Source organism: Pseudomonas sp. OIL-1 (assembly GCF_010669185.1).
Taxonomy (GTDB): Bacteria; Pseudomonadota; Gammaproteobacteria; order Pseudomonadales; family Pseudomonadaceae; genus Halopseudomonas; species Halopseudomonas profundi.
In genome coordinates this window covers 3148050-3170795 of record NZ_CP048629.1, presented here as the reverse complement: position 1 = coordinate 3170795, position 22746 = coordinate 3148050, and the positions used below count along the sequence as shown (strand labels likewise).

The window sequence follows — 22746 nt, the reverse complement described above, 5'->3', positions numbered from 1 at the left end:
CCGAGCGAATGACGCTCAACGCAATAGCTGATTCCAGCCTGCGTAGCGGTGTCGGATCGGGCCCTGCGGAATGCTTAGACCAATGACCAGCAAACCTGCCACAACACTGGCTATTGAAGCGGAGAACGAAGCCCCGTCGAGCAGCCAAGGCGCCAATACCAGCCAGAAGCCGATTGGCAGATTGAGTATCCGCAGCGGGCGGGCTACCTCGGCCATGGCCAGTACCGACACGGTGATCAACAGCGAGCCCATGAGATGGTCGCTGCTGGCCATTTCGCCGGAGGTACCGAACAACAACCGGGTGCACATGAGGGCAACGCCGAGGAGACACACCACCGCGAGCCCAGCCGGCAGATTGACGCCGCGAACACCTTTGAGGGCCATCTCGGATAACGCACCCTCGAATTCAGGCGTATCGTCCTGCCGCGCTCCGTCCATCGCGTCGCCCATGAAGAAAGTCTTCCAGATCGGCTTGCCACGCCGGCGAGCATCCTTGAGAAACTGGCCCATTGCGACCAGCTCGTCCAGGGCGTACGGCATCATTATCAGCATGGCCAACGCCTGCAGCAGACATAGCGTGCACCAGGTATTAATGAATATAGGCTGAGCGATGATAAAGAATATGCTCACCGCTCCCAGCGGCACGACCACTACGCCAAACGCTGCCACCATCCAGGGCATGGTGCGCCAGCGCCGGGCATCACCCATGACCGCCATCAGCAACTCGATCATATAGGCCATGACGCCGATGCCTGCATCGGACACCGGCCAGGCACGGGACATGTCGGAGGTGATAATCGTCTCGGTTCCATCGCCGAAAAAAGGATCCCAGGCAGAGCTGGTGTGGCCAAGCTGGTAGCCCGCGAGATACCGCGCCAGGAGGATGCCGATCACTGCCAGCACCGCGATGGGCAGCCGTTGCAGCCAAGTGGAGGGGTTATAGTCCCATCCTGGCGGCACCGAAGCTTTTTGCATCATTCCTGACATGCTCATGCCTGGCATCATGGGTATAAGCGTGGAGAATGCTATGACCAGGCCACCAACCAGCAGCGCATTGCCGTAGCTGGCCGGAGACGGTGTCCAGAACACCAGCGGGGCGAACATCAGCCAGAGGCCAATCGTTGTGTTGGCCCAGAATGCCCAGCTCATCCGCTTCAATGAAAGAATCGATAGCACGACGATAAGCAGACCACTGATCACGTCATTCCATGTCATGAGCATGGCGCGGGTCGCGACATCGGGCAGGTCGCGCTCGGATGCCAGCCGCGCCAGAGCGAAATCGTCAGGTTGGATAGACGAATAACCGAAGATGAATGGCGAACTCGCTAGCCACACGCCCAGCATCATGTTCGCAAAATGACACCAGAGCGTCGCCAGCCGGCGTCGTTCCATCATTTGCATATGTTCGGGCATGCTTTGGTCGCCGCTCATGGCGGTCTGGCGCAAGTATTCACTCTGGTGTTCCAAACGCAGGCGCTCCAGGCGAAGAAATGAATCTACTATCTGAACCGACAGGGAGATCAGGCGAGCAGTTCCCCGGAATCCCTCAACCGGGTGCTGTGTACGGCAGAGCTACGCGCTCTGAAGCCTTGTTATGGTGCCTGGGCGGGACGCGACGGAGTTGCCGTGCTAATCCTTGATACGGAGATTCTTGACCGAATGCGCGCGCTGCTCGTCCAGCGAGTTGTAATAGGTATTCTGGGTGGTACTGAGGCTGTTATGTCTGAGATCCGCTTGCAGATCCTTCATGTCCCGGCGCGGCGCGTCGAAGGTGGCGGAGGTATGCCGCAACCAATGCAACGAGGCTGAACGCAGATGATCGACCTCGTCGTCAGTCCAGCCTTCGGCGACCATTCTTTCCAGCGTGCGGTCGAACACCTGCTGCAGCAACAGCCGTAAATGCCGATCAGAAAGCCCGCCGCGACCCTTGAGTGTGGAGAGCAGCGGTTGGTTTTCGTGTGGTGAGGGCAGGGCGGGCAACCCGAGATGGCGGCGATAGCGGGCCAGGTAGTTTTCGATGAAATCGTCACGGACGCTGATCTTCGCGGCCTTGTTGCCTTTACCCACCACGTGGAACCACCAGTTGCCTGCGGTATCCCGGCGGAAATCACCCATCGTTGGCTCCCAGTTATCGCGGCCGACCAGATCGGAAACGCGCAGGTACATGGAGAACAGGGTGGTCAGAATGAATAGGGTTCGTTCGTGGGTTTCATCTTCGTCAGCCATCTGTTCCGCGACCTCGATGACATAATTCCATTGCAAGGGTGTCAGCGACCGACCAGCCACATCAAGCGTATTACGCTGTTTATAGATGGATTTCTGTTTGACGGCCCGAAAGGGATTCACTTCAGTAAGACCTTCATCGATCGCGTGCTGGAAAAAGCTGCCGCACACAGCGAATACCTGAGCGACCGAGCCCTGGGACATCTTGTAGGGCCGGCTGGCCAGCTCCTGACTGTTCGCGTCTGTCATCAGGCGGTTGCGCTTGGGCACGGTAACGCTGAAGGGGCGCCAGGCCTGGTTGACCTCGTAACGATCAGAATCGAGTTTTTTGCGGCCACCAATACGTACAAACCGCGATTTGACCATGGGGCCGACCCAGTCGGCTGGCGGTCTGAGACAGAACTCCATAAAGGCTTCGGCATCCCGTCGGCGCAGCTCTAGCAAGGGCTTTTGCGCAATGAGCAGCGCCCACAGCAGCAGGCGCTCGACGTGGGTGCGGTACGATGTATAAGTCGTGGCGTTGCCGGAGTAGGATTTAAGAAACCCGCGTACCGCCGAGTAGCCTTCAATAGCCCGGACTTCATCCGGAAAACCCGATAGATAGGCCCGTACGGCCGGTAATTCTTGGCTGACCTGGCTGAAATTCAATTCGAGGAATCGATCGTAGGTTTCGAACACTGGCGATGGAGAGTTAGGCATTCGCGGGTTTGGGCTGTTATCTGGATATGGATGGCTCTAGTCTGGGGCTTAACGAGCTTATATGCAATATCCGGGTCTAGCTGTTATCGGATATTGCATATAGGTTCTCCTGCCTGGGTATGGCCCTGTTTGAGGATTTTCATGACTCGATGGCTGTTATTACTCTCGTTTTGTCTGGTCATTAGTCAAATTGCTTAAAGTTTGGCGCAAGTCGCCCACCGGTTGGCAGCATGGCGCAAGACGCTGTGAACCCGTCCCTGGGGGCTTGGTGAAAACATCCCTGTTTTCAACACTTGCTCCATGCTGCCAACCGGCGGCCTTGATCGGGAATCGGTTTGGTGGAGAGCAAAAAGCAGTGTGTGTTCTTATTGGAATCCAGGTGCGAATCAGGCCCTGAACTCTGGATTGGTACGTATGAAGTTTTGAGGCCCGAGAATAGATCTGGCCTTAAACGGCGGGATGGCTACCGCAAGCTTTCGAGAATGCGCGTGCACGGCCACCAGATTCTAAATCTCCTCGGAGGCAGGAGCTTTTTGCAGCTCCAATAATGTAGGCATAGGCATAGGCATAGGCATAGGCATAGGCATAGGCGAGTTGGAATCGCGTTTGCGCCGGAACCGAGTTCTGCACGAAGCATCCGTCATAGCCGCTTATTGGTATTGCTAGCGCTTGGTCGGACCATTGCTCGGGCATTGAGCCAGGGCTGAAATAAATTGTGTCTGGACGCTGTGCTGCTGCGAAATGGTCATACGGTTGAGCTCATTGGAACCTGAAGAGCTTGATGCGATAACTGAGATGTATCTGAGCGCTTTGCATGACCGCCGACTAAAAGAGGCGGTCCAAGAGCCGGTCCGTGATCCACACTGCATAAAGCGCCCTGATCACTCCGGCACCACCCAAATATAAAGTTCGTATAATCTGTATTATGTTAAATACCGTATTGGGTGGGCCTGAGTAGCCAAAGGGTTAATGGATCAACCAGATGGTCACGTCTGTCCTCAATGAAGTACTACTGTGAGCTTTTGTGCTGAAAGAGAGACTCAAAGGAAAAAATACGATGCGACAAGTCCAAGGGTAATTAGCGTAACGATCACGGCGATCAGCGCAAGCAGTCCATCCCGGGCTATGAGAGCTATGCCAAAGATTGCCAATGCGGCGCCGGCGCTGAGCGCGCTGAACGGTACCAGCTCCATAACCGGGAGCGCCAGAGAGATCAACACACAGGCAATGGCGATCATATACAGCCCTGGCCCTTTGGTGAGCATCTCCAGTCTTGGCTTGAACAGTCGATCTATGAACCGTGCCGCAGGACGGGTTCGTTGCACGGCCTTGTCAAGCTTGTTCTGTTCGATCGAACGGTTCAGCAGAATCTTCGGCAACCAGAACTTCTCACGTCCAAACAGTAGCTGACCCGCAGTGAGCACTACCATGGTACCCATCACTGTGGGCACGCCGGGAATGCCACCGATCACTGGCACCAGCGTGATCAGTCCGGCCAGAAGCAACAAGGGACCGAATGCACGTGGGCCGATCGTTTCAAGGATAGATCCGAGTGAAGTTTGCTGTCCCTCGGATCTGTCCTCAGCTTCGGCTATACGGTCCAGGAGCTCTTGCATTGTCGTCAGGTCGCTAGCCATATCTCCACCCTCTCCCACTTAGACGCGTTTGATTTCAGTGCTCAGTGTATGGGATTCACCTGGTTCCAGAATCCTTGCGTCCGGACCTGCGTTCGCGGCTTCAATGCAGACCATTCCAAGATAGCCGTCATCAGGAAACTGACTGAGTCGTGCGCTCTTATCAATCCACGGGTTCCATACCACCACGGATTGACTTCCGCCGCGCGAGACCATGACCCGCTGACTCTCGCCATGCTCAAGCTGAAGCGGTGACGGATGATCGTAGTAGATTCGGTCGACCTCGCCTGAGAATGTTACGGCACCGTGCTGCATGTTGGACGCGACGCCCGATACCTGGTCAACATACGAGGCACCTTCCAGCCCCCAGAGCTGAGTCGAATGAATGCTGTGTACCGGCAGGTAGGTATGCAACGCCTGGCTCAATACCTGTGGTGTGTCACCAACGTTGGAGGTGGTCAGGTTTATCGACAAGCTCTGTCCCAGCAGGAACTCCGCCTGCAGTCGCCACTTCTCGTCAGGCAATTGTTGGCCGATGGTTTCTTCAGGCAGTTCGAGCAGGAGTCGCAGCTGATGGGGCGCGCTGTTCGTGTCGGTGAGTATCCAGGGGCTGGTACGGGCTATGCCATGCGCGGGTCCTGGCCGCTCTCCAGCGAACCACGGCCAACAGATCGGAATACCACCTCGTAGTGGCTTGCCTGGTTCTTCTGGATCAACAGGGCTCATCCACAATAACGGTTCTTCCCCGGCTGGTACGCAGGACACAATGTGAGCGCCCTCCAGAGCTATCCGAGCCTGCACGGCGGGATGGTTGATCTCGAGAAATTTGCGGCCATGTATGTTGCGCACGACACTGATTTCCTTGGAAGCAACCGCCACATCTACGTTCATGAAAGATCCTTTTTGAGCTGAAACCTGTTGGAAACCGTTAGGTTAATGATAGTGCTTGCAGCACTCCACGACGCGTTTGGCCATTTCGGTGCTGTCACACTTGTCGGCTATATCGCTTAGCGATACGACGCCGATGAAATCCTTGTCGTTAGGATTATCCAGCACAACCAGGCGCTGGACTTGCTTCTCGCGCATCTGGCGTAGCACGTCGCTGATTTCGTCCTGCTCATAGCAGAACAGAATATCCCTGGTCATGATGGTGCTGATTTTGTCATCTGCAGCCTTGCCGTGCGCAAGTGTCCGCAGCGCCATATCGCGGTCGGTAATGACGCCCACCAGCGTTTCACCGTCCGCAATCGGCACAAAGCCACTCTCCTGCTCAAGCATCCTTTGTGCGACCTCACGAATGCTGGTATCGGCATCGGTGAACTCAGGCCGTGAGGTCATTACCTGACTGACTTGCATGGGAGGTCCTCCTGCAGACGATGGGATCGGTTGAGCCCTGTGTCCTATTGGTGACTCGCGCCCCGCGGGAAAGTTGCAGCGACTGACAAGACCCGGGTGACTGCTTTGAAACCGGTGGGGCCAGCTGGATCAGGCTTGGCGGGTGTGAACACTAGCGAACGCTCGGCGGACTCTTTCGATGAGCTACAGTCGGGGTGCTGGCGTTCGGGAGAAAATCGGGGAATGAGCGATAAGGTGCAGGCGTCCCAGGATGGGACGCCTATGCCGAGAGAGGGGATTAGGAGCTGGCGTCGATACGAAAACCCACCTTCAGCACTACCTGGAAGTGCGCAACCTGGCCATTTTCGACATGGCCACGCGTCTCCTGAACCTCAAACCATTCCACGTTATGGACGGTCTTGCTGCACTGAGCGATAGCCGTACGAATGGCGTCGTCGATACTCGTTGTCGAGGAACCAACTATTTCCACTCTCTTGTACACGTGATCTGACATACGAATCTCCAATTCCAGGTTGTCGTATCTGTATGGCAAAGGATGCGATTGTTAGTTCAAACACAAGGGTGCTGTCCCGGTACCGGGGTGTAGCGCTGCCCTCGCCTGCCTAGTACCCATCGGCAACAAGCGGTACCGGGAAAGCCCACTTAGCGTTGGCGAGGAGTGTCACTGCTTGCGTTATCGCGACGATCACTCCCGGTATGCGGCTGGAAGGAGCTTTGTTGCTGCAAAGCGCGCCAGGCCTGACGAAGGAGGCGGCAGGAACCTGCCATTTGTGTTGCTGCTGCCATGGTTATTCTCCGTAAACGTTGGGTTTACAGATACTAGTCGCTCAATAATTTATGTCAATGAGAACGATTATCATTTTGTCGTGGCCGACAATGGCTTCATTTTTGTGAAAAAGCCCTGAATTTAGCCGGGCCAGGTTCGGTGCTGTGGGCAGCACCGAGGCGGGTTTATAAGTTCTGCAAGGGGCGTATGCTAACGGCTGGCGACCATCTTCTCGATACAGTGGCGGGAGTCGTCAGGCAGGTGGGTGAACTGAAGACCGGTCCAGTACTGGCCGCCTGCGATGCTCTCGCGACGCCATTTGCTCTCGGCGTCCAGCATGAATTCAGTGATGCCGTTTAGCGTCATCGGCAGGTTCACCTGGAGCGCGTAGGACTTGAACATCTCAATCGGTTTCTCGCTTAACAACATAAGACCTTCGATGTGCAGGTCGACGACTCGACCCAACAGATCGCCAGTATTCAGATCATAGACCTCAAGGCTGCTGCTCACTCTGTGACGCTCCAGTTTTCGTCTTTCGTTCATTTGTTGCTCATCCACTGTGTTATGCATCACAGACTCCTGGCTGGCACTTGCTTGGGAGTTTGCGGTATTTGCGGGCGGGCTAGAAGTCGCCCGGCTGTGCTTTTAGGTCAACTCAATCACAGTTCATCGATCGGGTATAAAAGGCTGGAACCTGAGTCACATGTCAATATGCCATTATCGAAAATCAATTGCAGCCTTCCCGCCTTATGGTTGCCTTCAAATCGTCCTGAGCAGCTTCAATAGGTCGCACCTACTGTGCAGCAGCTGGTCGGCCCGCTACTCTGGGATAATCAACCAAGCTGCCGGAGTCACCAGTGAACCTCAAAAAATACGTCCTACCGCTTGTCGCTGCCGCAAGTATGGCCGGCCCTGCCGTTGCCCATGATTATCAGGCTGAAAGCCTTTTTATCGATCACCCCTGGGCCCGCGCCATGCCTCCTACGGCCACAACGGGTGCGACCTATTTTCGGATCGATAACAACGGTGAGACGGGCGACCGCCTGCTGGGGATCGAGACCCCTGCGGCCGAGTCTGCGGAGCTGCATGAACACGTCCATGCCGAAGGTCTGATGAAGATGCAGAAGGCGGCCGACCTCAGTATTGACGCAGGCGAGAGCGTTACGCTGGAGCCAGGTGGTTATCACATCATGTTGATCAACCTTCAGCAGCCGCTGGTTGATGGCGAGAAATTCCCCATGACGTTGCGTTTTGAGCAAGCGGGGACGGTGGATGTCGAGGTGGCGGTGCATAAAGAGGCGCCGGCAGCAAAGAAAAAGCCTGCCAAACCCGCACACAACCATGCACAGTGAGCAGCGCTTGGGTCAATTGGTGCGTTCAGTCACGATCGAGTAGATGAAAACGCGGCAACTGCAGCTGCCAACGGATGGCGGCCAGCCGAATCAACAGAACCGAAGACATTGCCAGTGCCACATCCAGGCCCGGCGGCAGCTTCAGCGGCGCAAGCGTGGTGTAAAGCAAGGCGCCGAGAATGCTTGCCGTGGCGTAGATTTCCTTGTGGAAAATCAGCGGAATTTCATTGCAGATGATATCGCGCAGCACACCCCCCGCTACGCCGGTCATGACCCCCATGATCACTGCAGCACTCAGGGGGACTTCCGTGGCCATTGCTACCTGCGTACCGATCACCGTGAATACCGCAAGACCAAAGGCGTCGGCGACCAGCAAACCTGTTTCATGGATAGGCCGGGTCAGACGCACCCACACCACGGTGCCTAGCGCCGCAGCTATCGCCACCAGAATGTAGCTATCGTCGCGGATCCAGACCACCGGGTGACGATCGAGAATGACGTCACGCAACGTGCCGCCGCCCAGTGCGGTGATGATCGCAATGACCAGCACACCCAGCAGATCCATCGACTTTCTGCCAGCCATGAGCGCGCCGGTGATCGCGAAGACCGCGACCCCGAACAGGTCAAATGCATAGAACCATGTCATCCGCCAGGCCCCGCACATTAGTGGATTCGCCGAACGCGTCGCGATCCGGATGGCAACCAGGAGTTGGCCTGACCGGACTCGCGACGCCCTTTGCCAGAGTCTAGTCTTCCCGCGTCGGGGTACGCATGGTGACAAACTCTTCTGCGGCCGTGGGATGGATCCCAAGCGTTGCGTCGAATACCGCCTTGGTCGCGCCGGCCTTTACCGCAACGGCAAGTCCCTGGAGGATTTCGCCCGCTTCAGGACCAATCATGTGAATGCCCAGTATGCGGTCGCTATCCTTGTCGACAATGAGCTTCATGAAACTTTGCTCCCCGCGGCCGGCCAGGGTATTGCGCATGGCGCGGAAGCGGCTTTCGTAGATTTTCAGACGATGCCCCCCTGCCCTGGCCTGCTCTTCGGTCATGCCGAGCGTGGCGATATTGGGAATGCAGAAAACTGCCGTGGCGATATTGTCGTAATCGACCGGGATGTATTCATCCGGTTTGTAGAGACGGCGGGCGAGCGCCATGCCTTCAGCGAGGGCCACAGGCGTCAGCTGTACGGTGTCGGTAACGTCTCCGATGGCGAAGACCGCCGGATCGCTTGTCTGATACAGCTCATCGACCGCTACAAACCCGTTGTTATCGAGCTTGACCTGAGTATTTTCCAGGCCCAGCCCAGCCAGATTCGGACGGCGCCCGGTCGCGTAGAGCACCAGATCGGTTTCCAGCGTCTCACCATTTTTGAGCGCTACTTTCAGGCTGCCGTCATCCTGCCGGTCGATTTGCGCCACATCAGCATTGAAACGTACATCCAGCCCCTTGGCTTCAAAGGTATGCGCCATATGCTCGCGCACATCCTTGTCAAAGCCACGCAGGAACAGATCGCCGCGGTACAGCAGACTGGTTTCGCAGCCGAGGCCGTGGAAAATACTGGCGAACTCGACGGCAATATAACCGCCGCCGACAACAAGCGTGCGCCGCGGCAGCTCCTTGAGAAAGAACACATCATTGGAACTGATGACGTGCTCGTTGCCCGGGAATTCGGGGATATGTGGCCAGCCCCCGGTAGCGATCAGAATACGTTCAGCGCTGTAGGTGGTATCGCCAACTATCACCGTATGCGAATCGACGAAACGTGCGCGCCCGTCGACCAGGGTCACGCCGGCGGAAACCAGCAGGTTGCGGTAGATCCCATTGAGGCGGGTGATCTCAATGTTCTTGTTCTCCAGCAGACGGCTCCAGGTGAACCCGGCCTGCTGCAGATCCCAGCCGTACCCGGCTGCATCTTCAAAGTCCTCGGCGAAATGCGCGGCGTAGGCAAACAGCTTCTTGGGCACGCAGCCGACGTTTACGCAGGTGCCGCCCAGATAAAGGTCTTCCGCTACGCCAACCCGCGCGCCCAGCGCCGCCGCCATGCGACTCGCCCGAACCCCGCCGGAACCCGCACCGATAACAAAAAGGTCAAAATCGTATTGCGTCATGCTCTGTTCCCGCTGTGCAAAAGCATCAGCATACCTGATCAATTCGCAGGGCGAGACACCCTTTGCTCTGTGCGGAGCGGTCGTGCCGACGCTAAACGGAACGCTGCAACTGAACAGTTACAGCCTATGCGTTGTCGAATTGGCGTATGTACCGGAACTGCGAAATCTCCATTCTGGGCAACCACAGCGCACAAGCCAGCACTTTTTCAGGCTCTGCACGAGGTGCAGCCAGTGACGGAGACGTAGATCGTATATCCGTAACCGCAAGGTCAACAGACCTTGAATTCTGGAGTTGGGACTATGTCTGATCATTTCTTTTCGCACGCCCCCAAGCGGCTGCTAGCTGCCGTAACGCTTGGTGCTGCGGTAACCCTCGCGGGTTGTGCCGGCACCCCACCACCCACTACGCAACTTGCCGTCGCCAAGCAGGCGGTCACCGACGCGGATACTGCCGAGGGCGCAGAGTACGCGCCAGTGGAGTTGCGCAAGGCAAGAGAAAAGCTGTCCGAGGCCGAGCAGGCCAACCTCGATGAACAATATGACAAGGCCAGACGACTGGCTGAACAGGCCGAATGGGACGCGCGGGTAGCCGAGCGCAAGGCGCGGGCAGAAAAAGCGCGTTATACACTGCGCCAGGCAGAGGAAGGCACCAATGAATTGCGGGAAGAAAGCCTGCGCCGCAGCAATTGAACCCCGGCCCATTTGTTTGCTTTGCAAGGAGTAGCGCCATGCGTAAATATTTCGCTTTACCCGCCTGTTTCGCCGTGAGCCTGCTGGTAACGGCGTGTGCGACCCAGACCAACCCCAATTTCGACAAAGCCCAGCAGAATGTAAGTGATCTGCAGAACCATCCGGATGCCCGCCAGTATGCCGCTATCGAAACCCAGGATGCGGTGTCAACGCTCGAGGAAGCTGAAAAGGCGCTCAATAAAGGCGCGGACCAAAGCAAGGTCGACCATTTATCCTATCTGGCAGACCGCCGAGCCGAGCTGGCGCGCCAGACGATCGTCTTGCGTACGGCTGAAGAGGCATACGAAAGCCTACCGGAAGAACGCGCGCGAACGCGACTCAAAGCCCGCGACAAGGAGATTGAACAGCTCCGCGAACAACTCAACGCCAAGGAAACCGAGCGCGGCTCGGTCGTGACATTTGAGAGCGTATTGTTTGACGTGAACAAGGCGGATCTCAAACCCGCTGCCAATTCGACCATTCGCACACTGGCAGAATTCCTGAACGACAATCCGCAGCGCAAGATCCTGATCGAAGGTTTTACCGATAGCACCGGTTCGGACGCCTACAACCTCCAGCTATCGCAGGCTCGCGCCGATTCGGTGCGTCATGCGTTAGTGCGTGAAGGCGTCGAACCGGACCGCATCGACACGGTGGGTCTGGGCAAGGCCCATCCGGTGGCCAGCAACGATACTCCCGCATCCCGAGCAATGAATCGCAGGGTTGAAGTCACCATCTCGCATGACGAACAGGAAGTGCCGTCACGCTAGATCGTCTCTGTACCGCGTAATACACGCAACACAAACGCCCACGTCCGCCAAGGACGTGGGCGTTTGTGTCAGAGCTGTTCATGCAGCTTGGCCCGTGGTCGCGGCCCCTTCCAGGGTAGCGCCTGTTGCAGAACAGTCGCTCATTCACCTTACGAATCCAGCTCCTTGTCCCCTTTGTTCTTGCCGTCGTGTGCGGCGTGTTCGATCACGGCGTTTATTTCCGCGCCAAGCAGCAATACCGCAGCGGAGATATAAAAGAACAGCATCAATACAATGACCGCACCGATGCTTCCGTAGGTCGCGTCATAGTTTCCGAAATTCTGTACGTAATAGCCAAAAGCGAGAGAGGCGGCGATCCAGACGATAACCGCGACCACCGACCCCGGCGTGATGAAGCGGAAGCTCTGTTCCACGTTCGGCGCGATGTAATAGAGAAGCGCAACCACCAGCATCATCAGAAATATCGCGACGGGCCAACGCGCCCAGGTCCATATGGTCACCACGATATCTTGCAGGCCGACCTGCGAGGCCAACCATTCCATGACCTGCGGTCCCATGATCATCATGGCGGCTATAGCGAGCAGCACGATGGCAATACCGATGGTGTAAACGATGGATAGCAGGAAAACCTTCCACGTCGGACGCGCCTCGGTCACATCATAGGCCTTGTTCATTGCGTTCATTAGCGAACGCATCCCTGCGGATGACGTCCAGAGCGCGATCAGAATCCCGAACGACAGTAACCCGCCGTTTTGCGATTGCAGCTGATCAATCACCGGGTTTATCTGCTCCGCTGCGGTTTCAGGCAGTACTGTCGTTGCCTGCGAACGCAACCAGTCGAAAAACTGCGGCAGATGCAGGAAGCCAAGCATTGCCATCAAAAACAGAATGAAAGGAAATATCGAGAAAAGTGCCTGGTATGCCAATGCCGCAGAGTACGACGACATGTCATCCGCACCGAATTCCTTCAGGGTGCGCTTGGCCAGGGTGCCCCAACCAATGTCGCCCGTGTTCAAGATCGCCATACAATTGTCCCCGAATCAGAGTGGTTGAAGTTCTGACGACGCCCGGCGTAGGTAGTTCGGTTTGGTTAAGCCGCGACCGGCCGGAATGGCTGAGACAGAGCCATCGTGTTTGTCGTTTGAGCAATCAGCGATTACCATGCGGCCCGCACCATTGGCTGTGTAACGGAGTAAGGCTGCATGTTCAACTTGATCGCCGTCACGCTGTTGTGGGCGGTTTCCTTCAGCCTGATAGGCGAATATCTTGCCGGTCAGGTCGATAGCTATTTCTCCGTACTGACACGGATCATCCTGGCAGGGTTATTGTTTCTCCCGTTTCTGCGCCCGGCGCAACTACCCCGAGGCATGATTCCCGGCTTGCTGCTGATCGGCGCGTTGCAATTTGGCGTGACCTACATCTGTTTGTATCTGTCGTTCGAGTTGCTGACCGTACCCGAGGTGCTGCTCTTCACTATTTTCACGCCGTTATACGTCGCCCTGGCCGACAACCTGCTACAACGTCGGTTCAGCATTGGCCCGGTGGTAGCAACGCTGATTGCAGTGCTGGGCGCGGCGGTCATCCGTTATGACGGGCTCAGTGATAGTTATATTCGCGGCTTCCTGTTACTGCAGCTGGCAAACATGACCTTCGCCGCAGGGCAAATCGGCTACGCCCATCTGGTACGACACCATCAGGTCGACGTGCGTCAGCAATGGAGCGGGTTTGGATTCTTCTTTATTGGCGCCCTGGTCGTAGCCTTGCCCGCCTGGTTCTTGCTGGGTGATGCGCAAAAGCTGCCGCACAATGCCGTTCAATGGAGCGTTCTGGGTTGGCTGGGTCTGGCCGCCTCGGGCCTGGGATTTTTCTTCTGGAACCGGGGTGCGACGCAGGTCGACGCCGGCACCTTGGGCATCATGAATAACGCGCTGATCCCTGCCGGGCTTGTCGTCAATCTACTCATCTGGAACCAGGAGGCGGACCTTCAACGGCTCCTGCTCGGCGGGTCAATCATCGGAATTTCCCTCTGGGTAAACGCGTATTGGCCTCGATGGCGCGGCGCGCGCGGCTGACAGTTATTCCAGTGGAATGCTCTGGAATGGGGTCTTCAGGGCTACCAGCAAGGAAACAAGTTCCACCCGAACAGGTGAAGCGCAGCGCGGGCCTGGTCGAAAATCCTGTGTTATGATCGGCTCGGCGAGCAACCAGGGCAGGACCAGTTATCAATCGACTCAGACTTCAGCAGTGCGCTCAGGTATTCACTGCCCCTCTTCTTCTGACCGTATCCGGCTCGGCCGGGATGCTACTGCTTGGCACTGATACTGAACAGGCAGGCGCCGCTGTTGCTGCGTCGGATCCAGTCCAGAAACTCGCATTCATTCTTGCTGCGCTCACCACCTTCGCGGGCTTGATCGGCCTCGTCAGGGCACTTTTCAGGTTCCTCGGCACACCCGCCATGGTGGTGACGGAAAGCCGTCCATGCGAGGCGTGCAATGGCGACGCACCGCAATCGGCGCTGGCCTCTGCCGAGTCCAACTGCACCTTGTGTGGATCTGTTCGCAGCCGACCTCTGTAGCGCGAAATTATCAATCGCAGCGCCGGACAGCTGCCTGGCTCGTTATCGACTGACCGGAATCCTCTGTGGACACAGCACTGGCACGTACTTTCCTGGAAATCGTTCGCGGCGGCAGTTTCATCGCCGCCGCGGAGCGTCTGCATTTGACCCAGGCGGCCGTGACTGCACGGATCCAGTCCCTCGAAGCCCAGCTCAACTGCACATTGTTCATACGCAATCGTTCCGGCGCCAGACTGACCGCTGAAGGTGAAATCTTCGTCGTGCATGCCAATCAGATGGTTCAGGCCTGGGATGCCGCGCAACGCAATCTACCCCTGCCTGAAGGGCATCGCAGCGTTCTCAATCTCGGCGCGGAGCCGAGTCTGTGCAATCCGCTGATGCTGGATTGGGTGGGATTGTTGCGGGAGCAGATACCGACGCACACAGTACGTGCGGAGATGGGTGAAACCCACCAGTTAATGCGGCGCGTGGAGGATGGCACGCTGGACGCTGCCCTGGTTTACCAGCCCGAATACCTGCCTGGACTCCAGGTGGAAGAGTTACTGGAAGAAAAGCTCATCCAGGTGCGCCTTCCGGAAAAACCCGACCCCTATGTGTATATCGACTGGGGCGAAAGCTTTCGTCGGCTGCACGATGCCGCCTTGCCAGAACGCGTTCGCGCTCCGGTCAGCTTCAATCTGGGCCCGCTCGGTTTGCAATACATCATAGAGAACGGTGGCGCGGGCTACTTTCGCACCCGCGTGGTTCAGTCCTATCTCGACGAGGGTGTGCTCGAACGCGTGCCGCAGGCGCCCGAGTTCAGTTTTCCGACCTATCTGGTATATACCCGCAGGCAGGAGTCCGACGCGCTGCATCGGGCGTTCAGCCTGCTCCGAGAGGTGACCAACAGCAATCGAGGCTGGTCCCGACGTCGCGATACATTCTTCTAGTCGCGCCCTGCTCTGCCACCTGCGTGTTCGGGGTTCTAGAGATGCATCAACAGATCCTGATGCAACGCTGCGATCAGGTCGGTCTGGGTAACCAACCCCACAAGCTTGCCGTCATCCATTATCGGTAACGAATGCAGCCCGTGTCGGGACATCAACGGAATCATGTCAACAATGTGCGTGCGGCTGTCTGCGCTGATCACCGGGCTGGTCATCCATTTACTTACTGGTTGATCGCGCCAGATTTTCATTCGCGCCGCAAACAGCCTGCCGGGCGAGGCGTCGACCTGCCCCATCAGATCGCCCAGGCCGACAATACCCACCAGCACTCCGTTCTGATCTATAACCGGCACGGTCTTTACATGGTGGTGACGCAGCATCTGCAGCGTCTGCAGTACGCTTGTTTCCGGCGTAACCGACAGCACATCGCGTGACATGACCTGGGCGGCGCAGGTGTCGCGCATATGTCTGCGCATCGCCGAACGCTCAGTGCTGCGCACGATCTGTTGCAGATCTTCGCGGTTGATATCGACGAACTCGCCGAATTCGTCCAGAGCGCTATCCAGGTCTTCATCGGTGATACCGACTCTGCGCTCAGCGACCGGATCCAGCGTGCGATGGGTGTTGCCTGGCTCGGTTGCTTTGGCATGTCTGGCGCCGGTCAAATGGTTGAACACCAGTGTACAAACCGACATGCTGAGCGCAGCAGTCATCACCGGCAGCACCAGCGCCCAACCCGGGCCTTCGAGCCAGTTGCCCGCTAAAACCAGCACCAACGCCATGGCACCGCCCGGCGGATGCAAGCAGCGTAGCGGGAACATCAACAGCAGAGTCAGCCCCGCAGCCAGGCAAGCGACTTCAATACTTGCCCCGAATGCCGTAGCCAGTACCGACGCGACAGTCACTGCGATGAGATAGCTGCCGAGCAGCGACCATGGTTGAGCCAGGGCGCCGGACGGAACCGCGAGCAGCAGAATTGCAGACGCAGCCAGCGGGCCGGTCAACGCGACAACGATGTCATGTCCGAACAGGAACTGGCAAAGCCAGGCACTGATTCCCAGCGCCAGCACCAGGCCGACCGATAAGCGCAGCCATTCACCGGGCCGCGTTATCATCGCTTGCGGTAGCCATCCAGCGACGCGCGCCGACAGCAGAAAGAATTGTTGCAACATGGGACTCCAGAAAACGAGCTGGCCGCGCAATTCCAGACGCACGCAACCAGCCAGGCGAATCAAAAAGAGTGCAGTTCAGGCATCCAGATAAGCGACCGAAGCATGCTTCAACGGTTCCGCGACCGGCTCGACAACCTTCTCGCAGCGCCGCCCTGTCTCCAGCGTCAGCTGCTCGGCGGCGTCGGGGTCATCGGCAAAGGGAATCAGCGCAGCCTGTTCAATCCGCTCCTCGTCCATACCGCCAAGAACCAGTGTCAGGCACAGTGCGCTGAGCAGCGCAACAGAAAACAGCATCAACACAGCCATCAGTTGACCGCCTGCGCAGTCTGCAGGGTTTCCTGCACGGGTGTGGGGCGGCGAATGGTCAGCCAGCAATTCGCTGCCATCAGCAGCATGCCGGCTGCGAAGGTGCCGCCGCCGATCAGGCGCACCACGTAACCCGGGTGGCTGGCCGAGAGCGCCTCGACGAAGGAATAGGTCAGGGTGCCGTCGAGATTGACCGCTCGCCACATCAGACCCTGAGTGATGCCGTTCACCCACATGGCCACGATGTACAAAACGGTGCCGATAGTCGCCATCCAGAAATGCGCATTGATCAGTCCGACGCTGTACATCTCCTTGCGGCCGTACAGCTGCGGCAGCATGTGATAAATAGTGCCGATACTGATCATTGCCACCCACCCAAGTGCGCCGGCATGCACGTGACCAATGGTCCAGTCGGTGTAATGGGACAGGGCGTTCACCGTCTTGATAGCCATCATCGGCCCTTCAAAGGTGGACATGCCGTAGAAGGCTAGCGCGACCACCAAAAACCGCAGGACCGGATCGGTGCGCAGTTTGTGCCAGGCGCCAGACAGCGTCATCATGCCGTTGATCATCCCGCCCCAGCTCGGCGCAAGCAGAATGATCGACATCACCATGCCCAGAGACTGCGCCCAGTCCGGTAACGCTGTGTAATGAAGATGGTGGGGTCCCGCCCAGATGTACAGCGCGATGATGGCCCAGAAGTGCACGATGGATAGCCGGTACGAGTAGATCGGCCGCTCTGCCCGCTTCGGTACGAAGTAGTACATCATCCCCAGGAAGCCGACCGAGAGAATAAAGCCGACCACACTGTGTCCGTACCACCACTGGATCATCGCATCGGTGGCGCCGGCATAGACCGGGTACGCCTCCGTCAAGGATATCGGTACCGAGATGTGGTTGATCACATGAACCATGCCGGTGACGATGATGAAGGCGCCGTAAAACCAGTTGCCGACATAGATATGCTTGACCGTACGCCGTGCAATGGTGCCAAAAAACAGCCAGGCGTAGGCAGCCCAGACCAGCGTCATCCAGGTCGCAATCGGCCAGATCATTTCAGCGTATTCCTTGCTCGCTGTGTAACCCAGCAGATAAGTCGCTATGATCGCCACCAGCGCCAGTTGCCAACCCCAGAATACGAATTGAGCCAGCCGGTCTGATATCAGCCGAACGCGGCTGGTGCGCTGCACCACGTAGAAGGATGTTGCGAAGAGCGCACCGCCGCCGAAGGCAAAAATCACCAGATTGGTGTGAATCGGCCGCAGTCGGCCGAAGCTGACCCAGGGCAGGTCGAAGTTCAGGGTGGGCCAGACCAGCTGAGCAGCGATAAACGCACCGGTCGTCATACCGATCACACCCCATAACAGCGTTGCGATGGTGAACTGGCGGACCACCTGGTAGTTATACGTCGCGGTTGGCTCGGCTGGACGACTCATAAATCTCCCTGGAAGTTGGTTGCAGACAGCTAGGGTCTGTTGACGTTTCATCGCGAGCCGCGTTGCTGTGTCAAATGACGCCATGCAAGGCGCGGGACGCAGGTAATGGTTGTTCCCTTGCCAAGTCCGGCAACGCCGCATGGCGTCATTTGCCACGCAACCCGTAGGGACGGGACCCGTTTAGCGCAGCACTGCGTTACTCGTCGCTCATTTGGAACAACCAAATTTCACTCCTCGCGCCTTGTTCTGCACCAAACGGGCCTTCGTCGCGGCCGCGATGAAACGTCAACAGACCCTAGAAATAGCGCAGCCAAGGCGCTGTTTCAGAAAGGCGGGTATTGTCGGCGCAGAAATGATTCACCACAAACGAATAAAAATTGTGGTTGAGTTCAATAATATTTGATTTAGATCAAGTCGCATCGAAGCAGATCGATGCTATGGGCAGGGATGGCCTGGGCTCCCCAGGGCAAAAGTAAACAGTATAGGCGGCAGGATTGCCCTGCACTTCGCGCCAGGCCCCGGCGGCAGCTGCACCGCCGGGGTTCAGGCTGCGCTCAGCTTGCTTTCAGGCCCAGACGTTTCGCCAACTTGTGCAGGTTACTGGGATCTATATCGAGCATCCGCGCCGCAGCTGCCCAGTTGTCATTCGCACGCTCCAGCGCCGCGCGAAGATGCTGACGTTGACAGGCATCCGTGAACTGCCTGAGGCTCGCCAACTCCCCTGCGCCATCGCCTGGCGTAGCGGAAAGGGAATCAGCTACCGGCTCGTTGACTTGAGCAGCGGACGCGATATCCAGATGCGCCGCTTCGAGGCTGATAATGCCCTGGCGCGAACCATTACGACCGAGCGCCTTGAGCGCGGCGCGGCTGATGACATGTTCGAGTTCTCGAACATTGCCCGGCCATTGATATCCGAGCAGCGCCTGCTCGGCTTCAGGGGACAGACGGAGACTGCGCACGCCCAGACGGATTCGGTTCAATTCAAGAAAGTGCCCGGCCAGCAGCAGGATGTCATTGCCCCGGTCACGCAGAGGTGGGATCGGCACCGGATAGACCGACAATCGATGATAGAGATCGGCTCGGAAATCTCCGGCCGCCACGGACTCAGCCAACTTTCGGTTGGTGGCGGCAATGATACGCACATCGACCTTGATCGGCTTGTCTGCGCCGATTCGTTGTATCTCACCATTCTGCAACGTACGCAGAAGCTTGGCCTGAATGGAAAGCGGCAACTCACCGACTTCATCCAGCAGGATGGTTCCTCCGTGCGCTGCGTCAAAGCGCCCTCCCCGGTCTGTCATCGCACCGGAAAATGCGCCCTTCACGTGGCCGAACAGTTCGCTTTCGGCCAAGGTCTCTGGCAAGGCGGCGCAGTTCACATGAATCAGCGGCTTGTCCGCGCGGCGCGAATTGCTGTGCACCCAGCGCGCGAACAACTCCTTGCCGACACCGGTCTCACCCGACAACAGCACCGGAAGCTCGGAATCAGCCACCACGCTCAGCTCTTCGAGAAGCCCGGTGATAATCGGACTGTGGCCAAGCACGTGCTCGTCTATTGCCGGCAGTCCGGGCTGCTCGCCGGTTCTGGAAAGGCGCAGCGTGCGGTTTTCCTGTTCCAGCCGCGTGACCCGCACGCAGGCTTCGATCAGCGGAATCAGTGCCTGCAACTCGCGTCTCGCCGCCTCGTCGAACGTGCCGGCGCGCAGCGCATCCATGGTCAACACCCCCCACAGGCGCCCTTCACCATACAGACTGACGCCCATGCAATCGTGCACAGGCAGCGGCTCGCCAGGTGAACTGTCAAGCAAGCCATCGTAAGGGTCGGGTAACGGGCTGTCCGGATCGAACCAGGTTGGCTCCTTTCTCGATATCAGCGCCGCCAGCCGTGGATGGCTGGCTATCTCGAAACGGCGTCCGAGCGCCTCCTGTACCAGGCCGGCAGCTGCGAGCGGCTTGAGGCAATCCTCGGATCGTTGTAGCAAAACCACGGCGCCGCACTGGAAATGCTCGCGCAACACATGGACCAGCCGCTGCATGCGCACCGCTGCGGGTAGCTCGGCCACCAGGTCAGGCAGTATCAAGGGTTCAATCATGGGTTTAATTAACCATTACAAGGGTTTTATTACCCTTTGAAGAGTGGGTACAAGCGACCCTTTTATACTAATTTTCATTGAAATTCAAATGCTTGAAACATGGCACAGCGCTTGCTCGGTGTATTGAGCAACGAACAACTCTCCCATTGAGATATCGCCATGACACCTGATTACCTGAACACTCCGCTGGGCGATCTGGCCCGCTCCATTCCAGGCGCAACCCGTGTATTTCATGCACACCGGCTGGATTTCTGCTGCAACGGGCATATTACGTTGGCCGAAGCAGCCCATCGCAAGCAGATCAACGCCCAGTCGCTCAGCGCCGAGCTGAGCAATCTGCAGGCGGATACTTCAACCGGTACCGATTGGCAGCAGGCTGAGCCCTCGGCATTGATCGAGCATATTCTTGAGCGCTACCACGATGTCCACAGGGACCAACTGCCTGAGCTCATCCGGTTGGCTCGGCGCGTCGAGCAGGTGCATGGGCAGCGTCCGAATTGCCCGAACGGTCTGGCTGACCACCTCGACACCATGCAGCAGGAACTTGAGAGCCACATGCTCAAAGAGGAAAAAATCCTGTTTCCGATGCTGATTGAAGGCCAGCAGAACGCAGCGGCAGGTCCCGTCAGCGTCATGCGCTTCGAGCATGACCAGCACGGCGAGTCACTGGACGAGCTGATGAGGCTTACCAATGACATTACTGCACCTGTCGGTGCCTGCAACACCTGGCAAGCGCTGTACCGCGGGCTTGATGAGTTTCGCCAGGATCTGATGCAGCACATTCACCTGGAGAACAATATTCTGTTCGCCTTCAGTCCGCGTCTCGCCGACGCTCCAGCAGATAGCTGCTGCTCTGTCTGCTCTGGCAAGTGAGGAAGGATCCATGGACGGTAATGCCGACTCGTCGCGGCCCTTTGGGCAGCGACTGGTTGATCGCTTTACAGCTGGCTTCGTCTACAGTGGCCAGAGCGGCAGGAGCAGCGGCCGACCGGCTGGCCAGAATGGCTTCGGTCGTGTCGAGTACAAGCAGGGCACCGGACCACGCAGTCCGAGGCCGGGCAAGGCAGCCCGGCTTCGCCAGCGCAATGTCTGGACCTGCTGATGCCTGCCGAACGAACGCATGACCATTGATTGAGCAAGAGAGAACACTATGCAAAGCAGTAGCAGACCGATCGCCCTGTTCGGGTTGAGCTTCCGGCCTTTTTTCCTGGCCGGCGCTGCGTATGCCTTGCTCGCCATCCCCCTGTGGATCGCTGCCTTTCTGGGATATCTCCCGGAGTGGCAGCCCTCTGGCGGCTGGCTAGCCTGGCATCGGCACGAAATGTTGTTCGGCTTTTCGGTAGCCATTGTGGCCGGGTTTCTGTTGACCGCCGTGCAGAACTGGACAGGCGTGCCTGGACTGAGTGGCAAGCCTCTGGTGTTGCTGGCAGGACTATGGTTGGCGGCACGCCTGGCCTGGTTGGTCAACGCGCCCATGTGGCTTCTGCTGCCCCTGGAGTTGGCTTTTCTTCCGGCGGTTGCCATCGCCTTCGGCTGGAATCTGTGGAAGGTCCGTCAGTATCGAAATTTTCCCATTCTGGTGGTGCTCGGACTCCTCGCGCTGTGCAACCTGTGCGCAATGATCGGCATTCAGACCGCAGATGATTCTCTGCAGCGGCGCGGCGTCTTCGGCGCCCTGTGGCTGGTGGCTGCGCTCATGTCGGTGATTGGCGGGCGGGTCATTCCATTTTTCACCCAGCGAGGCCTGAGTCTGCCTGCGGCATCGCCTGCCCTGCCCTGGCTGGATACAGCGCTTCTCGTGGGCAGCGTCCTTATAGCAGCGCTGATGCTCAGCGGCTGGGGGCTGGCAGCCAGCGCCTGGCAGATACCGCTGTATCTGCTGGTGGCAGCAGGACAGATTGTACGCCTGGTGCGTTGGTACGATCCGGGCATATGGCGTGTGCCACTGCTGTGGTCGTTGCACGTAGCCTACGCCTGGATGGCCGCGGCGCTGTTGGCGATGGCAATGTGGCATGCGGGTTGGGAAATCGGCCTGAGCCAGGCGACCCATCTGCTCGCCATCGGCGGGATGTCCGGCCTTATTCTCGCCATGCTGGCCCGCGTAACGCTCGGGCACACTGGCCGGCCGCTACAACCGCCGAGCTACATGAATCTCGCTTTCATTCTGCTCAGCGTGGCGGTTCCGGCGCGGGTCTGGCTGATCGAATGGTCTGCCCTGGCCGGATTCTGGCTCGCCGTGCTCTGCTGGAGCCTCGCGTTTGCTCTCTACCTCTGGTACTACGCGCCTCTGCTGTGCAAGCCCCGTCCTGATGGCCGACCGGGTTAGTGAATATGCTCGCGGGCGTCCGGCTTCCGGACGCCCGGTTCGTGCCTGAACAGCAACTATCCGGGTCGACTTTCTGCTACTTCCGGATCCTTATCCTGAACTGCCCCCTCTAAACTGCGTCTCGCGGCCAATCAATACCTCTTTATTTCCCCCGCCTGAATTTGCCCCTACCCCGGTTCGCTGCTATCACTAAAGCACGTGACTCAACTAAAGCGCCGGGGGTTCTATGCAACGCTTAGTCAGCTCCATGAAAATTATCGGCTATGCCGTAC

The 22746-nt window shown here is 57.8% G+C and carries 23 protein-coding genes; 9 read left to right on the top strand and 14 right to left on the bottom strand.

Going from position 1 to position 22746, the window contains the following annotated elements; genetic code table 11:
- Positions 1-15: 15 nt before the first annotated feature.
- From G3M63_RS14700 to G3M63_RS14675, 6 genes are all read right to left on the bottom strand, one after another.
- Positions 16-1467, bottom strand: coding sequence for a vitamin K epoxide reductase family protein (locus tag G3M63_RS14700; protein ID WP_256669836.1), 1452 nt, complete (start codon positions 1465-1467; stop codon positions 16-18).
- A 162-nt stretch (positions 1468-1629) separates the two neighbouring features.
- Positions 1630-2922 (bottom strand): site-specific integrase, encoded by a 1293-nt coding sequence (locus G3M63_RS14695; protein ID WP_178101000.1) that lies wholly within the window; start codon positions 2920-2922, stop codon positions 1630-1632.
- A 1040-nt stretch (positions 2923-3962) separates the two neighbouring features.
- Positions 3963-4559 (bottom strand): exopolysaccharide biosynthesis protein, encoded by a 597-nt coding sequence (locus tag G3M63_RS14690; protein WP_150301601.1) that lies wholly within the window; start codon positions 4557-4559, stop codon positions 3963-3965.
- Positions 4560-4577: 18 nt separating this feature from the next.
- Complete coding sequence (locus G3M63_RS14685; protein WP_163983610.1) at positions 4578-5447, bottom strand: D-hexose-6-phosphate mutarotase; 870 nt, start codon at positions 5445-5447, stop codon at positions 4578-4580.
- A 42-nt stretch (positions 5448-5489) separates the two neighbouring features.
- Positions 5490-5912, bottom strand: a complete 423-nt coding sequence (locus G3M63_RS14680) for a CBS domain-containing protein (RefSeq protein WP_163983609.1) — start codon at positions 5910-5912, stop codon at positions 5490-5492.
- A gap of 277 nt (positions 5913-6189) precedes the next feature.
- Complete coding sequence (locus tag G3M63_RS14675) at positions 6190-6405, bottom strand: dodecin (RefSeq protein ID WP_150301604.1); 216 nt, start codon at positions 6403-6405, stop codon at positions 6190-6192.
- A gap of 175 nt (positions 6406-6580) precedes the next feature.
- On the opposite strand from G3M63_RS14675, the gene G3M63_RS14670 reads away from it, so the two are divergent.
- Entirely contained in the window at positions 6581-6817 is a 237-nt protein-coding gene (locus tag G3M63_RS14670; RefSeq protein ID WP_163983608.1) for a hypothetical protein, read from the top strand.
- A 71-nt stretch (positions 6818-6888) separates the two neighbouring features.
- On the opposite strand, the gene G3M63_RS14665 is transcribed toward G3M63_RS14670, so the two are convergent.
- Positions 6889-7248 carry a PilZ domain-containing protein gene (locus G3M63_RS14665; protein WP_150301605.1) on the bottom strand — a complete coding sequence of 120 codons (360 nt, stop codon included), beginning with the start codon at positions 7246-7248 and terminating at the stop codon, positions 6889-6891.
- A 287-nt stretch (positions 7249-7535) separates the two neighbouring features.
- On the opposite strand from G3M63_RS14665, the gene G3M63_RS14660 reads away from it, so the two are divergent.
- The gene (locus G3M63_RS14660; protein WP_163983607.1) at positions 7536-8030 is read left to right on the top strand and encodes a copper chaperone PCu(A)C; all 495 of its coding nucleotides are present in this window, start codon (positions 7536-7538) and stop codon (positions 8028-8030) included.
- A 25-nt stretch (positions 8031-8055) separates the two neighbouring features.
- Here the strand turns inward: G3M63_RS14660 and G3M63_RS14655 are convergent, their stop codons facing one another.
- Together G3M63_RS14655 and gorA are read right to left on the bottom strand one after the other, a co-directional pair.
- The gene (locus G3M63_RS14655) at positions 8056-8676 is read right to left on the bottom strand and encodes a trimeric intracellular cation channel family protein (RefSeq protein ID WP_163983606.1); all 621 of its coding nucleotides are present in this window, start codon (positions 8674-8676) and stop codon (positions 8056-8058) included.
- A 100-nt stretch (positions 8677-8776) separates the two neighbouring features.
- Positions 8777-10141, bottom strand: a complete 1365-nt coding sequence (gene gorA / locus G3M63_RS14650; protein ID WP_163983605.1) for a glutathione-disulfide reductase — start codon at positions 10139-10141, stop codon at positions 8777-8779.
- 300 nt (positions 10142-10441) lie between these two features.
- Here gorA and G3M63_RS14645 point away from each other — a divergent pair, with 300 nt between their 5' ends.
- Positions 10442-10831: a DUF4398 domain-containing protein gene (locus G3M63_RS14645; protein WP_150301609.1), complete on the top strand. Its 390-nt coding sequence runs from the start codon at positions 10442-10444 to the stop codon at positions 10829-10831.
- 38 nt (positions 10832-10869) lie between these two features.
- Complete coding sequence (locus G3M63_RS14640; protein ID WP_150301610.1) at positions 10870-11640, top strand: OmpA family protein; 771 nt, start codon at positions 10870-10872, stop codon at positions 11638-11640.
- Positions 11641-11789: 149 nt separating this feature from the next.
- Here the strand turns inward: G3M63_RS14640 and G3M63_RS14635 are convergent, their stop codons facing one another.
- Complete coding sequence (locus G3M63_RS14635; protein WP_163983604.1) at positions 11790-12665, bottom strand: YihY/virulence factor BrkB family protein; 876 nt, start codon at positions 12663-12665, stop codon at positions 11790-11792.
- A 177-nt stretch (positions 12666-12842) separates the two neighbouring features.
- Between G3M63_RS14635 and G3M63_RS14630 the strand changes: the two genes are divergently transcribed.
- Together G3M63_RS14630 and G3M63_RS14625 are read left to right on the top strand one after the other, a co-directional pair.
- Positions 12843-13712, top strand: coding sequence for a carboxylate/amino acid/amine transporter (locus tag G3M63_RS14630; protein WP_163983603.1), 870 nt, complete (start codon positions 12843-12845; stop codon positions 13710-13712).
- A gap of 568 nt (positions 13713-14280) precedes the next feature.
- Positions 14281-15144 carry a LysR family transcriptional regulator gene (locus G3M63_RS14625; protein WP_163983602.1) on the top strand — a complete coding sequence of 288 codons (864 nt, stop codon included), beginning with the start codon at positions 14281-14283 and terminating at the stop codon, positions 15142-15144.
- A 35-nt stretch (positions 15145-15179) separates the two neighbouring features.
- Here the strand turns inward: G3M63_RS14625 and G3M63_RS14620 are convergent, their stop codons facing one another.
- The 4 genes from G3M63_RS14620 to norR form a co-directional block, all read right to left on the bottom strand.
- Positions 15180-16313: a CBS domain-containing protein gene (locus tag G3M63_RS14620; RefSeq protein WP_163983601.1), complete on the bottom strand. Its 1134-nt coding sequence runs from the start codon at positions 16311-16313 to the stop codon at positions 15180-15182.
- Positions 16314-16388: 75 nt separating this feature from the next.
- Complete coding sequence (locus G3M63_RS14615; protein WP_256669835.1) at positions 16389-16619, bottom strand: hypothetical protein; 231 nt, start codon at positions 16617-16619, stop codon at positions 16389-16391.
- The gene (gene ccoN, locus G3M63_RS14610; RefSeq protein ID WP_150301615.1) at positions 16619-18055 is read right to left on the bottom strand and encodes a cytochrome-c oxidase, cbb3-type subunit I; all 1437 of its coding nucleotides are present in this window, start codon (positions 18053-18055) and stop codon (positions 16619-16621) included. Before ccoN ends, G3M63_RS14615 begins: the two co-directional genes overlap by 1 nt.
- 554 nt (positions 18056-18609) lie before the next feature.
- Positions 18610-20148, bottom strand: a complete 1539-nt coding sequence (norR, locus tag G3M63_RS14605) for a nitric oxide reductase transcriptional regulator NorR (protein WP_163983600.1) — start codon at positions 20146-20148, stop codon at positions 18610-18612.
- Between the two features lie 159 nt (positions 20149-20307).
- Between norR and ytfE the strand changes: the two genes are divergently transcribed.
- The 3 genes from ytfE to G3M63_RS14590 are packed head-to-tail and all read left to right on the top strand — an operon-like array spanning position 20308 to position 22474.
- Positions 20308-21021 carry an iron-sulfur cluster repair protein YtfE gene (gene ytfE, locus G3M63_RS14600; protein WP_163983599.1) on the top strand — a complete coding sequence of 238 codons (714 nt, stop codon included), beginning with the start codon at positions 20308-20310 and terminating at the stop codon, positions 21019-21021.
- A 10-nt stretch (positions 21022-21031) separates the two neighbouring features.
- A complete protein-coding gene (locus G3M63_RS14595; RefSeq protein ID WP_163983598.1) occupies positions 21032-21250 on the top strand; it encodes a hypothetical protein in 219 nt (72 codons plus the stop codon).
- Between the two features lie 48 nt (positions 21251-21298).
- Positions 21299-22474, top strand: a complete 1176-nt coding sequence (locus G3M63_RS14590) for an NnrS family protein (protein ID WP_163983597.1) — start codon at positions 21299-21301, stop codon at positions 22472-22474.
- The last annotated feature ends 272 nt before the right edge of the window (positions 22475-22746 follow it).

What these genes read in the sequence shown, in the direction of transcription:
- G3M63_RS14695 (WP_178101000.1), bottom strand. Translation starts at nt 2,922, where the DNA reads ATGCCTAACTCTCCATCGCCAGTGTTCGAAACCTACGATCGATTCCTC.
- G3M63_RS14690 (WP_150301601.1), bottom strand. Translation starts at nt 4,559, where the DNA reads ATGGCTAGCGACCTGACGACAATGCAAGAGCTCCTGGACCGTATAGCC.
- G3M63_RS14685 (WP_163983610.1), bottom strand. Translation starts at nt 5,447, where the DNA reads ATGAACGTAGATGTGGCGGTTGCTTCCAAGGAAATCAGTGTCGTGCGC.
- G3M63_RS14680 (WP_163983609.1), bottom strand. Translation starts at nt 5,912, where the DNA reads ATGCAAGTCAGTCAGGTAATGACCTCACGGCCTGAGTTCACCGATGCC.
- G3M63_RS14675 (WP_150301604.1), bottom strand. Translation starts at nt 6,405, where the DNA reads ATGTCAGATCACGTGTACAAGAGAGTGGAAATAGTTGGTTCCTCGACA.
- G3M63_RS14665 (WP_150301605.1), bottom strand. Translation starts at nt 7,248, where the DNA reads ATGCATAACACAGTGGATGAGCAACAAATGAACGAAAGACGAAAACTG.
- G3M63_RS14655 (WP_163983606.1), bottom strand. Translation starts at nt 8,676, where the DNA reads ATGACATGGTTCTATGCATTTGACCTGTTCGGGGTCGCGGTCTTCGCG.
- gorA (WP_163983605.1), bottom strand. Translation starts at nt 10,141, where the DNA reads ATGACGCAATACGATTTTGACCTTTTTGTTATCGGTGCGGGTTCCGGC.
- G3M63_RS14645 (WP_150301609.1), top strand. Translation starts at nt 10,442, where the DNA reads ATGTCTGATCATTTCTTTTCGCACGCCCCCAAGCGGCTGCTAGCTGCC.
- G3M63_RS14640 (WP_150301610.1), top strand. Translation starts at nt 10,870, where the DNA reads ATGCGTAAATATTTCGCTTTACCCGCCTGTTTCGCCGTGAGCCTGCTG.
- G3M63_RS14635 (WP_163983604.1), bottom strand. Translation starts at nt 12,665, where the DNA reads ATGGCGATCTTGAACACGGGCGACATTGGTTGGGGCACCCTGGCCAAG.
- G3M63_RS14630 (WP_163983603.1), top strand. Translation starts at nt 12,843, where the DNA reads ATGTTCAACTTGATCGCCGTCACGCTGTTGTGGGCGGTTTCCTTCAGC.
- G3M63_RS14620 (WP_163983601.1), bottom strand. Translation starts at nt 16,313, where the DNA reads ATGTTGCAACAATTCTTTCTGCTGTCGGCGCGCGTCGCTGGATGGCTA.
- G3M63_RS14615 (WP_256669835.1), bottom strand. Translation starts at nt 16,619, where the DNA reads ATGGCTGTGTTGATGCTGTTTTCTGTTGCGCTGCTCAGCGCACTGTGC.
- ccoN (WP_150301615.1), bottom strand. Translation starts at nt 18,055, where the DNA reads ATGAGTCGTCCAGCCGAGCCAACCGCGACGTATAACTACCAGGTGGTC.
- norR (WP_163983600.1), bottom strand. Translation starts at nt 20,148, where the DNA reads ATGATTGAACCCTTGATACTGCCTGACCTGGTGGCCGAGCTACCCGCA.
- ytfE (WP_163983599.1), top strand. Translation starts at nt 20,308, where the DNA reads ATGACACCTGATTACCTGAACACTCCGCTGGGCGATCTGGCCCGCTCC.
- G3M63_RS14595 (WP_163983598.1), top strand. Translation starts at nt 21,032, where the DNA reads ATGGACGGTAATGCCGACTCGTCGCGGCCCTTTGGGCAGCGACTGGTT.
- G3M63_RS14590 (WP_163983597.1), top strand. Translation starts at nt 21,299, where the DNA reads ATGCAAAGCAGTAGCAGACCGATCGCCCTGTTCGGGTTGAGCTTCCGG.